The organism is Aquibium pacificum (assembly GCF_040839445.1).
Taxonomy (GTDB): Bacteria; Pseudomonadota; Alphaproteobacteria; order Rhizobiales; family Rhizobiaceae; genus Aquibium; species Aquibium pacificus.
Genome location: NZ_JBDPGJ010000002.1, coordinates 256,326 through 270,492 on the forward strand (window position 1 = coordinate 256,326; position 14,167 = coordinate 270,492).

The window sequence follows — 14,167 nt, forward strand, 5'->3', positions numbered from 1 at the left end:
ACCCGGTTCGGGCGGAAGAAGGCTTGCGGTACAGGCGGCCCGTTCCCAACACTTCCCTCAGCGGGCGACGATCTCGTGGAAGCTCTCCCGAACACCCGGGACATCCTTCGCGACAACAAGGCCGAGATTGCGGCGGTCGAATATTTCGAACCACTCGTCCCACTCGACGATTTCCGGCGCGCCGAGGTCGGTCGGCCGGTCCTGGCCCTGATCCTGATCCTCGTAGGCGCGCTGGTCGAAGACGATGAGCAGGAACGGCTCGTTGTTTCCGATGGCAGCCGACGCCTGACGGATGGCGGGTGCGCCCATCCTGGCGGCCGCCCAATCACGAATCTCGTCGTGGCCGGTCAGCATCCGGGTTTCCGCCATGTCGTCGTCTCCTCGAAGTCTTGTGGTCGATCAGGGTTTCGTGCGGGCCGGCTTCTTCGGCTTCGGCGCGGGCGATGCCGGCTTCGCGGCGGCGGGCTTCTTCACCGGCACGTCGGCGACCATTCCCGCCGTCTCTTCCGGGGCACCTGGCTTCTTGCGACTGCGAGTAGCCTTCGGCTTTTCGGCGACTTCACCGTCAAGTTCGCGCTGGGCCTGCGCCCAATGCTCGTCGTGCATTCCTTCGGGGCGGCCTTCGCGCTCCCAGATCTCGTAGGCCTTCTGCTTCAAGGCTTCGCTGCGGTCCTTCGCCATTCCCATAAACCTCCGTCGCTCACCGGTTTTGATCACAACGTCGCTGCTGCCGAATTGTTCGGAAATGCCAGCCGGGGTCAGGATACCACCGGCGTGCCCGGTGCACCATTGCGCCATGCCGTCACAATGGAGGTCGCCGGCATCTGGATGGGCGCCCCGGGTTGGGCGATCTGGCCGCGCGGTTCGGAAAAGATGATGTCGCCGTCGATCGAGGGAGCCGGGCGAAGGCGGTCCGACATGTTCGCGCGCATCATCAGCGTCGCGCCGCCGAGATTCCAGTCGATGGCGATCAGTCCGTCCGTCGCGGAGACGACCCGGCCCGAGTTCGGGCCCGCGTTCTTGAGCGCCGGCACGAGGAACTCCCTGCGAAGCCCGAGCAGTTCGCGGATGTACTCCATCCAGATGCGTCCTGAACCGACCTCGGTCTTGCGCCAGTCGAGGCGGGAAGCCTCGAATGTCTCCGGATCATTGGGATCGGGGATCGTCTTCAGTTCGTCGGGCGCGTGGAAGGCGGAGAACTTCGCGAACTCGCGGCGCCGGCCCTCCGTCACCGCCTTGGCGAGATCGCCGTGGAAGTCGGTGAAGAACAGGAAAGGCCGATCCTCGGCGAATTCCTCGCCCATGAAGAGCAGCGGGATGTGGGGCGAAAGGAGAAGCACCGCATAGAGCACGCGCAGCATGTTGGGCTCGGTCAGTTCGCCGAGGCGCTCGCCATAGGCGCGGTTGCCCACCTGGTCGTGGTTCTGCAGGAAGTCGACGAAAGCGGTAGGCGGCAGATGCGCGCTCGGCTCGCCGCGCGGCTCGCCGTGCTGCGGCGAGACCTCGCCCTGGTAGGCGTATCCCTCCGCCAGGCAGCGGGCGAGCTTGCCCCAGGAATCGTCCACGAAGTCCACGTAGTATGCTTCGCGCTCGCCGGTGGCGATCGCATGGATGACGTTGTGAAAGTCGTCGTTCCACTCCGCCGTGTAGGCTATGACGCTTCCGTCCTCGCCACGCTCGTGGAAAAGGGTGACGTTGCGGTTGTCCTCGGTCGTGAGGTGGATCGGCTTGTCCCATGCCTCGGCGCGGATGCGGGCAGCGATCTGTTGCAGCAGCGCGTCGTCAGCGTGATCGACGGCATCGAGCCTCAATCCGTCGAGATTGTATTCCTCGAGCCAGTAGAGCGCGTTTTCCGCGAAGAAGCTCTGTACCGGGTCCAGTTCGTAGGAAATGGCCACACCCCAGGGGGTGAGCCGCTCGGGATGGAAGAATTCGGGCGCGTAGAGGGCCAGATAGTTCCCGTCGGGGCCGAAGTGGTTGTAGACGACGTCGAGAAGCACCATCAGGCCACGCGCGTGGGCCTCGTCGACGAACCATTTGAAGTCGTCCGGCGAGCCGTAGGCCGGATGCGGCGCATAGAGCAGCACGCCGTCGTAGCCCCAGCCGCGATTGCCCGCGAACTGGGCGACCGGCATGATCTCGACGGCGGTGACGCCGATGCTGGCGAGATGGTCGAGCTTCTCAGCCGCGGACCGGAACGTGCCTTCGTCGGTGAACGTACCGACGTGCAGCTCATAAATGACCGCTTCCTCCCACGGGCGGCCGGCCCATCCTGGATGGCGCCAGCGGTAGGAAGTCGGATCGACGACAAGGGAGGGACCGTGCACGTCGCCGGCCTGGGCACGGGACGCGGGATCGGGAACGACCTCGCCGTCCGGCAGCACGAAGGAATACTCGGCGGCGGCCTCCACCCCGATCGCGACACGCTCGAACCAGCCGTCTTCCCCCCGCGCCATCGGGAGGTCCTCGCCATTCAGCCGCAAGGTGAGACGGTCGAGGCCGGGAGCCCAGAGGCGGAAGCGCACCTCGCCGTCGCGTACGAACTCCGAACCCCAGCTTTTTGCGAAGGACCGAAATTCCTTCGGCTGCGTGTCATTCACGCCCGCGTCTCCATGAGCAGCAGCGCACGCGCGTCGGCGCGAACAGTCCGGCCTTCGAGCGGACCGGCATGGGCGTCGTCCTCGGTGTCCAGCAGCAGGCTCCAGCCTCCCTTCATCGGCTCCGGCAGCACGAATTCCATCTCCTCGTAATGAGCATTAAGAACGATCATTAGCTTCTGATCGGCATTGGCAAGCACGAGCGCGAAGGAATGCGTGTGCGGATTGTCCCAATCGGCCCGCTCAAGCTGCTTTCCGTCGGGCCGAAACCAACCGACCTTCGTGCCGCCGTTGCGCTCCAGATCGCCGTGCAGGAACAGGCGCTGCCGCAGCAGCGGCTGGTTCTTGCGTAGCTTGACGATGCGGCGGACGAAGGCGAAGAAGGCCTGGTCGCGCTCGCCGACGTCCTGCCAACGCAGCCAGTTCATCTCGGTGTCCTGGCAGTAGCTGTTGTTGTTTCCGCCCTGGCTGCGCCCGTTCTCATCGCCCATCAGGATCATCGGCGTGCCTTGCGAGAAGAGGACGGTCGCGAGCAGATTGCGGCGCATGCGATCGCGCAGGTCGAGCACCTGCTGGTCGTCGGTTTCCCCCTCCGCACCACAGTTCCAACTCAGATTGTGCGAATGGCCGTCGCGGTTTTCCTCCTTGTTGGCCTCGTTGTGCTTGTCGTTGTAGCTGACGAGGTCGGTCAGGGTGAAACCGTCATGGGCGGTGATGAAATTGATGCTGGCCCAGGGCCGGCGGCCGCGCTTTTCGAACAGTTCCGAGGAACCGAGCAGCTTTCCGGCGAGATCCGGCGCCTGGCCGTCGTCGCCCTTCCAGTAGCCGCGGGTCGTATCACGGTACTGGTCGTTCCATTCGGCCCACATGGGCGGGAAGTTGCCGACCTGATAACCGTCGGGACCCGTGTCCCAGGGCTCGGCGATGAGCTTGACCTGCGAGAGGACGGGATCCTGGCGGATGGCGTCGAGGAATACCGCGTTCTGGTCGAACACGTCGCGGTCCCTGCCGAGCGAGCTGGCGAGATCGAAACGGAAGCCGTCGACGTGGCATTCCTGGACCCAGTAGCGCAGCGAATCCATCACCATCTGAAGCACGCGCTGGTTGCGCAGGTTCACGGTGTTGCCGCAGCCGGTGGTGTCGAAGTAGTAGCGCGGATCGTCGCCGAGCAGGTAGTAGCTGGCATTGTCGATGCCACGGAAGGAGAGCGTCGGGCCCATCTGGTTGCCCTCGGCCGTGTGGTTGTAAACCACGTCGAGGATCACCTCGATGCCGGCTTCGTGCAGGCGGCGCACCATCAGCTTGAACTCGTGGATGCCGGCGCCGGGCGAAATGTAGCGCGTGGCCGGCGCGAAGAAGCCGATCGTGTTGTAGCCCCAGTAGTTGACGAGGCCGCGCTCGATCAAGTGGCGGTCGTCGAAGAAGGCCTGGCACGGCATGAGCTCGACCGCAGTCACGCCGAGCTTGACGAGATGCTCGATCGTGCTCGGATCGGCGAGACCGGCGAACTTGCCGCGAAACTGTTCGGGAAGGTCCCCGTTCAGCGCCGTCATGCCCTTCACGTGGGCCTCGTAGATGATCGTGTCCTCCCACGGGATTTTTGGGCGGATGTCGGGTCCCCAGGTGACGGCGGGATCGACGACCACGCATTTCGGCATCACGAAGGCGGAGTCGCGCCGGTCGAAGGAAAGATCGTCGCGCGGGTGGCCGATGCGGTAGCCGAAGACCGCGTCGTGCCAGCGGATATCCCCGCGCAGTTCCAGCGCGTAAGGGTCGAGGAGGAGCTTGTTGGGATTGAACCGGTGGCCGGCCGAGGGCTCGTAGGGCCCGTGGACGCGGTAACCATAGAGCTGTCCCGGCCTGACGTCGGGCAGGTAGCCGTGCCAGACCTCGTGGGTGAACTCGGGGAGTTCGACCCGTTCGAGTTCGCGCCGTCCGGCGAGGTCGAAGAGGCAAAGCTCCACCTTCGTGGCGTTCGCGGAGAACAACGCGAAGTTGACCCCGGAGCCATCCCAATGGGCGCCCAATGGGAACGGCGTCCCGGGCTGAATCTGTCTTGTGCGGCGCATGAGGACCTTACTCGGCAGGAGCGAGGACAACCGCTGCGAGCGGTGGCAGATCGAGCTCCAGCGATTGCGGCCTGCCGTGCCACGTAACGGCCTCGGTTTCCACTTGTTCCGTGCTGCCGGCGCCCGAACCGCCATATTCGGCGGCGTCGCTGTTGAAACGAACGGCCCACTTGCCGGCGCTGGGCGCGCCGACGCGGTAGCCGGGCCTCGGCATCGGGGTCATGTTGCACAGGACGATCACGGGAGAGCCGTTGCGGCCGCGGCGGACGAACGAGTAGACGCTGTTCTCCGCGTCGTCGGCGCCGAGCCAATCGAAACCGGCGGGGTCGCAATCCAGTTCGTGCAGGGCGGGAAGGTCGCGATAGAGCATGTTCAGATCGCGCACCAGCGACTTTACACCCGCATGCATCGGATCGTCCAGCAGGTGCCAGTCGAGCGACTGGTCGTGGTTCCACTCGCGCTCCTGGCCGAATTCGCAGCCCATGAAGAGCAGTTTCTTGCCGGGATGCGTCCACATGAAGGACAGGTAGGTGCGCAGGTTGGCGAACTTCTGCCAGCGGTCGCCAGGCATCTTGCCCAGAAGCGAGCCTTTGCCGTGCACAACCTCGTCGTGCGAGATCGGAAGGACGAAGTTCTCCGAGAAGGCGTAGACCAGCCCGAACGTCATCTGATGGTGATGGTGTTTGCGATGCACGGGATCAAGGCTGATATAGGCCAGCGTATCGTGCATCCAGCCCATGTTCCACTTGTAGTTGAATCCGAGACCGCCATCGCCGACCGGCCGGCTGACGCCGGGCCATGCGGTGGATTCCTCCGCGATCGTCAGCGTGCCGGGATGAAGGTCGGCGATCCGCTGGTTGGTGTCGCGCAGGAAGGCGATGGCGTCGAGATTTTCGTTGCCGCCATGCCGGTTGGGGATCCACTCGCCCGCCTTGCGGCTGTAGTCGAGGTAGAGCATCGAAGCGACAGCATCCACGCGCAATGCGTCGATGTGGTACTGGTCAAGCCAGAACAGGGCGCTGGCCTGGAGGAAGTTCGAGACTTCCACGCGACCGAAATTATAGATCAGCGTGTTCCAGTCCTGATGGTATCCGAGCCGCGGATCCTCGTGCTCGTAGAGCGCCGTCCCGTCGAAGCGCACCAGACCGTGCGCGTCGGACGGAAAATGCGCCGGCACCCAGTCGATGATGACGCCGATGCCCGCCTGGTGCAGCGTGTCGACGAAATGGGCGAACTCCTTCGGCGAGCCGAAACGGCTGGTGGGGGCGAACAGCCCGATCGGCTGATAGCCCCAGGACCCCGAGAAGGGATGCTCGCTGATCGGCAGCAGTTCGACATGGGTGAAGCCCATCTCCTTGACGTAGGAGACGAGCAGTTCCGCGAGCGCGTCGTAGTCCAGCGTCTCGCCGCCGGCGCCGCGACGCCAGCTGCCGAGATGGACCTCGTAGATCGACACGGGCTCGGATTTCGCATGCCGCGCCGCGCGCTGCGACATCCAGCCATCGTCGCCCCACTCGTACTTGGGCAAGCCGCAGGCGATGGAGGCGGTTGCGGGCGGAACCTCGGACGCGAAGGACAGCGGATCGGTCTTCAGCGGCAGGAGTTCGCCATGCACGCCCAGGATCTCGTATTTGTAGCGATGGCCGGTACCGATCCCCGGCACGAACAGTTCCCAGACGCCGACGCCAAGGCGCTTTCGCATCGGATGGCGCCGTCCGTCCCAGCCGTTGAAGTCGCCGACGACGCTGACGCGCCGCGCGTTCGGCGCCCAGACGCAGAAGACCACGCCCTGCACGCCGCCGACCTCGGCCGGATGCGCGCCGAGGCGCTTGTAGAGCTCAGCATGGCGGCCTTCGCCCAGGAGGTACTCGTCGAGTTCGCCGAGGATCGGTCCGAAGCTGTAGGGATCGTCGATTTCCCAGCGATGATCCCCCGCCGTCATCGCCAAACGATAGGCAAAACGCTCCTTGCGGCCCGGCAGTATCGCGGAGAAGAACCCGTCGGGATGGATGCGTTCGAGCGTCTCTACCGGCGTGTTGCCTTTCCGGTCGAGGACCGTCACCTCGCCCGCCTCCGGAGCGAACACGTTGACAACCAGGGGCTGATCGCCGCCTCCCTGCATGCCGAGCACGACGAAGGGATTGCCGTGGCGACCGCTCACGATGGCGTTGATGTCGGCCGACGGCGCGGCCCTGGGGTTTGCGCCTGCCGCGTTCATGAGCCTGCTCCATTCTTGTCGTTGACGAGATCGAGCAGCCCGCGAAGGGGAATGTCCACCCAGGTCGGGCGGTTCGCAAGTTCGTAGCTCACCTCGTATGCTGCTTTCTGGATGAGGAAGAGATCGAGGAGATCGCGCGCGAACGCCTCGTTGTCCGGGTGCGTCGGGCTTCCCTCGATGGCGGCATTGTATGCTTCGAGGAAGCCCGCGCGCGATTGCTGACGCCACAATTCGGCGCGTGCGAACGCGCGATCGTCCACCGGCACCGCCATGGGGCCGCGGCGGCGGATGGCATCGGCCGCCAGGTAGTCGATCGAACGGAGCATGCCGGCGACGTCGCGCAAGGGCGACATCTTTGCCCGGCGTTCCTCGATCGAGCGGCGCGGTTCGCCTTCGAAGTCGATGATGACGACGTCGTCGGCCGCCACCAGCACCTGGCCGAGATGGTAGTCGCCATGGATGCGCGACCGGCCGCCGGAGGGCGTGTGCGACAGGCAGGCATCCAGGCGCTTGGACAGGTCGCCGCGCAGGTCGATGATATTGCCGATCAGTTCGGCGGTCTCGTCGGAGTAGCGCGAACGCGCGGACTTCAGCGCCTTCATCATCTCGTCGAGATCGGCGCGGGCGGACTTGATCCAGTCCTTCACGTCGGACTTGCCCGTCTTCACGGCCTTGAAGGCTTCATCGTCGGTCTCTGTCGCGAGCGCCCGGTGAAGTTCGGCCGTGCGACGGCCGAGCGTCTCGCCGAGATTGAGGGGGAAGAAGAATGCGTTCTCCGCCTCGTCCGTCACGGGAGCGGCGGTCGAGATGAGATCCGCGTTCTCCATGTCGCGATGGAGCGCCGAGGACATCACTTCCCAGGCGTCGCCCTGGTTGCGCACGAACTCGAACGCGCTGGCGAGGACCGCAGACCCTTCTCCGTCCTGTGCGAACTCGATGGCGCCGAGATAGGACGGCATGTTTCCGAAACGGCCGACATTGGTGAGGAAGCGGGCCATCTCGACCTCGGGCTGCACGCCGCTGCGCAGCCGTCGGTAGACCTTCAGGATGATGGAATCACCGAAGGCGATGGAGACGTTGCTCTGTTCCACGCCGAGCGGACGGGGGGTTCCGGCCTCCGCGAAGGGGGATGGATTGCCGTTGTTGTCGAACGTGACGGTGCCCGCAGTTCCGTTCAGGGACGCGCCTTCCTGCATGGCCGTCAGGACGGTCTTGCCGAACGCCTCGTCGTGGACGCTGTCGAGAAGCGCACCGAGCTTCGGACCCTGCCGCAGCTTGGCCAACGTGTAGGAGAGTGTCGGCGCGCCGAAGGCGAGGTTTTCCTCTCCCCACCTGGCGGATAGCGGCATCAGATAGCGCTGCACGCCTTCGCCGAAGTCGACGCTGCATTCGGCGAGCAGATGACGGCCGCCATCCATTTCGGCGAGCGGGAGGATCTTCGCGGACTTGATGGTCTGATCCTTTGCCGCAAACCAGCGCTGCAGGCGCAGGAATTGCGGCAGGGCCTCGCTTTCCAGCGTGGCTCCGGCGGATCCGGACAGCGCCGTGCTGACCTTTCCGTCGCGGGTCGTGAGCGTGATGAATTCCGGCAGGATTTCCGGCACTTGCTGGTGCCAGCTCGGCGCTTCCGCCTCCTCGGCGAGTAGCAGCCAGTAGAACCCGTAAGCCGGCAAAGTAAGCAGGTACGGCAGGTCACCGACTGGCGGGAACGGCGAGCGCCCGGTGAGTTCGATCGGTACCGCGCCTTTCCATTTGGAAAGATCGAGTTCGACCGCCTGCGCCTGGCGCGAGAGGTTGGCGACGCACAGGATGCGGTCGTTGCCGTATTCGCGGATGTAGGCGAGTACCTTGCGGTTGCGCGGATAGAGCAGCGTGAGGGTGCCGCGCCCGAAGGCGGCGTGCTGCTTGCGCACGCTGATCAGCTTGCGCATCCAGTTGAGCAGCGAGGACGGGTCGCGCTGCTGGCTTTCGGCATTCACGGCCTGGTAGCCGTAAATCGGATCCATGATGACCGGCAGGTAGAGCTGCTGCGGATTGGCGCGCGAGAAGCCTGCATTGAGGTCGGGCGACCACTGCATGGGCGTGCGTACGCCGTCGCGGTCGCCGAGATAGTAGTTGTCGCCCATGCCGAGTTCGTCACCGTAATAGACGATCGGCGTGCCGGGCATCGACATCAGGAGCGAATTCAGGAGTTCGATCTTGCGCCGGTCGTTCTGCAGCAGTGGCGCGAGGCGACGGCGGATGCCGAGGTTGATCCGCGCGCGCTTGTCCTCGGCATAGGTGCGCCAGAGATAGTCGCGCTCCTGGTCGCTGACCATCTCCAGCGTCAGCTCGTCGTGGTTGCGCAGGAAGATGCCCCACTGGCACCCTTCCGGGATTTCCGGCGTCTGGCGGATGATATCGGAGATCGGATAGCGATCCTCCTGCGCCAGCGCCATGTAGATGCGCGGCATCAGGGGGAAATGAAAACCCATGTGGCATTCGTCGCCATCGCCGAAATAGGGCCGCGTGTCTTCGGGCCACTGGTTGGCCTCGGCGAGCAGCATGCGATCGGAATAATGCGCATCGAGTTCGGTGCGGATCTTCTTCAGGACCACATGAGTCTCGGGAAGGTTTTCGTTGTTGGTGCCTTCGCGCTCGACAAGGTAGGGGATGGCGTCCAGCCGCAACCCGTCGACGCCGGCGTCGAGCCACATGTGCATGACCTTCAGCACTTCCCGCAGCACGCGAGGATTGTCGAAGTTGAGGTCCGGCTGGTGCGAATAGAAACGGTGCCAGAAGAACTGTCCAGCCACCGGATCCCAGGTCCAGTTCGACGTCTCGGTGTCGAGGAAGATGATGCGGGTTTCGGGGAACTTGGTGTCGGTGTCGCTCCAGACGTAGAAGTCGCGCGCGGCCGACCCCGGCTTGGAGTTGCGGGCCTTCTGAAACCAGGGATGCTGGTCGGAGGTATGGTTGATGACGAGTTCCGTGATCACCCGCAGCCCGCGCCGGTGCGCCTCGGCCACGAAGGCCTTGAAGTCGCGCATGGTGCCATAGGACGGGTTGATAGAGCGGTAGTCGGCGATATCGTAGCCGTCGTCGCGCAGGGGCGAGGGATAGAACGGCAGGATCCAGATCGCAGTTACGCCGAGATCCTGGATGTAATCCAGCCGCCGCATCAGGCCGGCGAAGTCGCCCATGCCGTCGTCGTTTGAATCCTGGAACGCCTTGACGTGCATCTGGTAGATGATGGCGTCGCGATACCAATCGGACTGGCTGCGGTCGATCGCGCCGTCCATCTTGTTGCTGATCGACTTCATGCCTGGGTCACCGGTCCGAGGAGACGCCAGATGGCATAGGGCCGCGAATGCGGATCGAGGGCCAGCCTGTGATGCTTGCCGTACCAGGCGAAGGTGTTGCCGTTGACGAGGTCCTGCACCTCGATCGATCCGTCATCGGGGATGCCGAATTCCCACAGCGGCACCTCGAAGTCGAACTCGTGCGCGTTGTGCGGGTCGAGATTGACGTGGAACAGGAGATAGCTTCCCGACTTCGGGTCTCCTTTTGAATAGTAGAGCACGTTGTCATCCCATGCATTGTGGAAGCGCAGCGAGGTGAAGTCGCGCAACGCCGGGTGCTCCGCCCGCAGGCGGTTGATGAGGCGGATGTCGTCCTTGATGTGGAAGGACTGGTCGAAATCCCAGTGCCGGATCTCGTATTTCTCGGAGTCGAGATACTCTTCCTTGCCCGGCATCGCCGCCGCGTCGCAGATCTCGAAGCCGTTGTAGATGCCGTAACTGCCCGACAGCGTGGCCGCCATGATCAGGCGCGTGCGAAAACCCGGTCGGCCGCTCTGCTGGAGGAAGACGGGATTGATGTCGGGCGTGTTGGTGAAGAAGTTCGGCCGCATGTAGTGGCGGCACTCCTCCTGGGTGAGTTCGGTCAGGTACTGCTCCAGTTCCCACTTGAGATTGCGCCATGTGTAGTAGGTGTACGACTGGGTGAAGCCGACCTTCGCGAGCCGCTTCATCACCTTCGGACGGGTGAACGCCTCCGACAGGAAGATGACGTCCGGATGCTGGGCTCGAATTTCCGCGAAGACCCATTCCCAGAACGGGAACGGCTTGGTGTGCGGATTGTCGACGCGGAAGATCTTCACACCATGGTCGATCCAGTAGAGGAAGACGTCCCGCAGCGCATACCAGAGCCCGGGAATCGAATCGCGGTAGAAATGGACGTTGACGATGTCCTCATACTTCTTCGGCGGATTTTCGGCGAACTTGATGGTGCCGTCCGGGCGCCAGTCGAACCATTCCGGATGCTCCTTGATCCAGGGATGGTCGGGCGAACACTGGATGGCGAAGTCGAGCGCGATCTCGAGGCCGTGATCGGCGGCTTCCTTCACCAGCCGATCGAAATCCTCGATCGTGCCGAGTTCGGGATGGATGGCGTCGTGACCACCCTCGGCGGAGCCGATCGCGTAGGGACTGCCGGGATCGTCCTCGGTCGGAGTGAGCGTGTTGTTGCGGCCCTTGCGGTTGGTCTTGCCGATCGGGTGGATGGGCGTGAAGTAGAGAACGTCGAAGCCGAGGTCGCGCACATAGGGCAGCCGGGCGATGACGTCGTCGAACGTGCCGTGGCGGTTGACGTCGAAGGACTGCGAGCGAGGAAACATCTCGTACCAGGCGCCGAAGACCGCTTTTTCGCGCTCCACGATGACGTCGAGCGCCCGCTCGTAGCGGGTCAGGCTGTTGCGGGGCGCGGCCGCCCTCATCAAAGCCGCCGTCTCGTCGCTCAAGAGCAGCGAAAGCTTATGTTGCTCATCGGCTTCGCCCTGCAGGGAACTCGCGAGGCTCTCCAGCGCGGCGGCGCCGTCGGGATCGCGGGGGTGCGCCGCGGCATCGGCGACCATATGACCGGCTTCGGTGATTTCGAGGCTTACATTCTGCGAGGCGGCAATTTTCTTGCGCACATCGCGGGCCCAGCCGCCAAAGAGGTCGCGCCAGGCGATGACCGTGAATTGGTGGTCGCCAATGTCGGGAAACACGATTTCGCCGCGCCAGCGATCGTTCTCGACGAACTCGAGCGGCGCCTCGGTCCATCCCTCGTCGCCCTTGCGGCGCCACAGGAGCGCGGCGTCGATGGCGTCGTGGCCTTCGCCGAAAACGTCGGCTTCAATGACGAACGAGGTGCCGGCAACGGTCTTGGCGGGAAAACGTCCGCCGTCGATTTCGGGATCGATGCCCTCGATTGCCAAGCGGCGATCCGCGAGGTCGTAGAGGCGTTCGCGCTCTGACGAACCTTCCTGCGGGACAAAGGGTTTCGTCTTTTTCGCGATCCTGCTTCCGCTCACTGCCTTGATGACGCTCTTCATCGGGCATCCGGAACGAAGGAGTCGAAGAAACGGGCGAACGCGGAATGTGCGGCGCCCAAGGCGTTTTTCGAAGGATTCGTGTGTCGCCCTAGCATCAGTGTCTCCCGGCCTATGTAACTTGAAACAGCACCACCCGTCAAAAGTTCCGCCTCCCGTCGGACCGACTCGCGAGCCCCGCGTGAATTTCGATTCGCTCATGGAACAAGGATAATCGCCCTGCGTTATCGCGTTGCGCGGGCAGTGCGCCAAGAAACCGCCGGGAGGATTTCATGAACATGTTGAGCCGCCGGTTCGCGGGCGAGGGCAAACCGCTCTCTGCCATCGATGAGCCGGAATCCACGATTCGCTTCGCTACCACCTGCGGCGCCACCGTGACGATCGACGTCACCGAGGGCGCGCGCGCCAGCCAGGAAGACGTCCTGGTTCGCGCCAAGGAGGCCGTGAAGCAGCTCGCCGCCGCTTTCGAAGCCGCCGATGCGGAGCGCAAGAGGTCGGAACTGCGCCGTCCCAACGAGATAGATGCCGGCGCGCTGTTCCGTTCCTGGGCCTATCGCTGAGTGAATCAATCGAGGGGTCCGCGGATGTCCGTTGCGACCCCTCCTCCCCTTGCGTCTTCGAAGCGGTGCCGCCGTCCGGCGGCACGTTCTCGTTCAGGCGGTGCCGCGATCGGCACCTTCCGAGGTGTGGGTCCGCGCTTGCGTCTCTTCCACCGGGCGGCTCAGTCCGCCGGCCGGGCTGGCAATCGTTTCGTGGGATGTCGTGCGCCGCTTGTGCCCTGTCCCCTGGCGGGCGACGCGCGATACGATTTCGTAGGCTGCCTCGATGACTTCGTCGCGGCTGTACGCGTCTTCCCTCGCCGCCAGCCGGCATTCGACCGTGACATTCTCGCCGGCGTCGCCGATGAACTGGACGGAATAGTGTGGGGTAGCGGCGTCGCTGTGATGGATTACATGCGGCTCGAACTGGGCCATGGTGGAACCTCGATCTCGTTCCGGGCTACAACCCCGCCACGCCCGGCAAGTTCCCCAGGCCGGGAGCTTGTAGTCGGCCACTGAAGCGCAAACGAGTGTGGACAATCAATTCATGAACGAGACACAGGAAGCGGCCGACTTTGCTTCGATGTCGCTTGACCCGGCGAGGACGGCATTCTTCTTCGACTTCGACGGCACTCTTGCCGAGATTGTCGACGACCCTAAAGCGGTGACGATCGGCGACGACGTCCGCGATGCACTCGTGGCCATCCGCGATGCGGCGGGCGGGGCCCTGGCGGTCATCTCGGGCCGGGAGATCGCCGCGATCGACCGCTTTCTCGCGCCGCTCACGCTACCCGTCGGTGGAGCGCACGGGTCGGAACGCCGGGGCGTCGCGGGCGAGGTGCATCGCGCCGCCGTCGATCCGCGCGACCTCGACCGGCTGGCGGAGCGCGTCGCGGATTTCGCCCGCGGCGTTCCAGGCACCACGGTGGAGACTAAGCGGACCTCGGTCGCGCTGCACTACAGGCGCAATCCGTCGGCCGAACGGAACTGCATCGCCTTCGCAGAAGAACTGGCGGGCGAATATGCTTCGGCTTCCCTGCTCGCAGGCAAGATGGTGCTGGAATTCAAGTTCAGCGCCCGCACGAAGGCCGACGTGATCGGCGACTTCATGGCGGAGGAGCCGTTTTGCGGACGCCGCCCGGTTTATTTCGGCGACGACGTGACGGACGAGGATGCGTTTCGCGTCCTGCCGGAATGGGACGGGTTGGCGGTCAAGATCGGCGAGGGACCGAGTATCGCCCGATACCGCCTCGCCGACCCGGCGGCGCTGCATGCATGGATGAAGCGCCTGGCGAAGGGCGAGAGCCGATAGCGCGGAACGGATCGGTCCGCGAGGCTGTTACACTTGCAGGTAGGACGAAACACGGAGACGAGTAAATTGGGGAGAACCG

General features: G+C 64.2%; 10 protein-coding genes. 2 read left to right on the plus strand and 8 right to left on the minus strand.

What is annotated here, in order from left to right; translation table 11 throughout:
• Positions 1-57 precede the first annotated feature (57 nt).
• The 7 genes from ABGN05_RS07535 to ABGN05_RS07565 form a co-directional block, all read right to left on the minus strand.
• Positions 58-369: a hypothetical protein gene (locus ABGN05_RS07535; protein ID WP_367953398.1), complete on the minus strand. Its 312-nt coding sequence runs from the start codon at positions 367-369 to the stop codon at positions 58-60.
• A gap of 30 nt (positions 370-399) precedes the next feature.
• Positions 400-681 (minus strand): DUF2934 domain-containing protein, encoded by a 282-nt coding sequence (locus tag ABGN05_RS07540; RefSeq protein WP_367953399.1) that lies wholly within the window; start codon positions 679-681, stop codon positions 400-402.
• 77 nt (positions 682-758) lie between these two features.
• On the minus strand, positions 759-2,600 hold the full coding sequence (gene treZ, locus ABGN05_RS07545; RefSeq protein ID WP_367953400.1) for a malto-oligosyltrehalose trehalohydrolase: 1,842 nt from the start codon (positions 2,598-2,600) through the stop codon (positions 759-761).
• Positions 2,597-4,666, minus strand: a complete 2,070-nt coding sequence (glgX, locus tag ABGN05_RS07550) for a glycogen debranching protein GlgX (RefSeq protein ID WP_367953401.1) — start codon at positions 4,664-4,666, stop codon at positions 2,597-2,599. Before glgX ends, treZ begins: the two co-directional genes overlap by 4 nt.
• 7 nt (positions 4,667-4,673) lie before the next feature.
• Positions 4,674-6,884, minus strand: coding sequence for a 1,4-alpha-glucan branching protein GlgB (gene glgB / locus ABGN05_RS07555; protein WP_367953402.1), 2,211 nt, complete (start codon positions 6,882-6,884; stop codon positions 4,674-4,676).
• Complete coding sequence (gene treS / locus ABGN05_RS07560) at positions 6,881-10,186, minus strand: maltose alpha-D-glucosyltransferase (RefSeq protein ID WP_367953403.1); 3,306 nt, start codon at positions 10,184-10,186, stop codon at positions 6,881-6,883. The genes glgB and treS overlap by 4 nt, the downstream gene beginning before the upstream one ends.
• Positions 10,183-12,240 carry an alpha-1,4-glucan--maltose-1-phosphate maltosyltransferase gene (locus ABGN05_RS07565; protein WP_367953404.1) on the minus strand — a complete coding sequence of 686 codons (2,058 nt, stop codon included), beginning with the start codon at positions 12,238-12,240 and terminating at the stop codon, positions 10,183-10,185. The genes treS and ABGN05_RS07565 overlap by 4 nt, the downstream gene beginning before the upstream one ends.
• A 269-nt stretch (positions 12,241-12,509) precedes the next feature.
• Between ABGN05_RS07565 and ABGN05_RS07570 the strand changes: the two genes are divergently transcribed.
• Positions 12,510-12,797: a hypothetical protein gene (locus ABGN05_RS07570; RefSeq protein WP_367953405.1), complete on the plus strand. Its 288-nt coding sequence runs from the start codon at positions 12,510-12,512 to the stop codon at positions 12,795-12,797.
• A 93-nt stretch (positions 12,798-12,890) separates the two neighbouring features.
• Here the strand turns inward: ABGN05_RS07570 and ABGN05_RS07575 are convergent, their stop codons facing one another.
• Complete coding sequence (locus ABGN05_RS07575; protein ID WP_367953406.1) at positions 12,891-13,211, minus strand: hypothetical protein; 321 nt, start codon at positions 13,209-13,211, stop codon at positions 12,891-12,893.
• Positions 13,212-13,323: 112 nt separating this feature from the next.
• Here ABGN05_RS07575 and otsB point away from each other — a divergent pair, with 112 nt between their 5' ends.
• Positions 13,324-14,088, plus strand: coding sequence for a trehalose-phosphatase (gene otsB, locus ABGN05_RS07580; protein ID WP_367953407.1), 765 nt, complete (start codon positions 13,324-13,326; stop codon positions 14,086-14,088).
• Positions 14,089-14,167 lie beyond the last annotated feature (79 nt).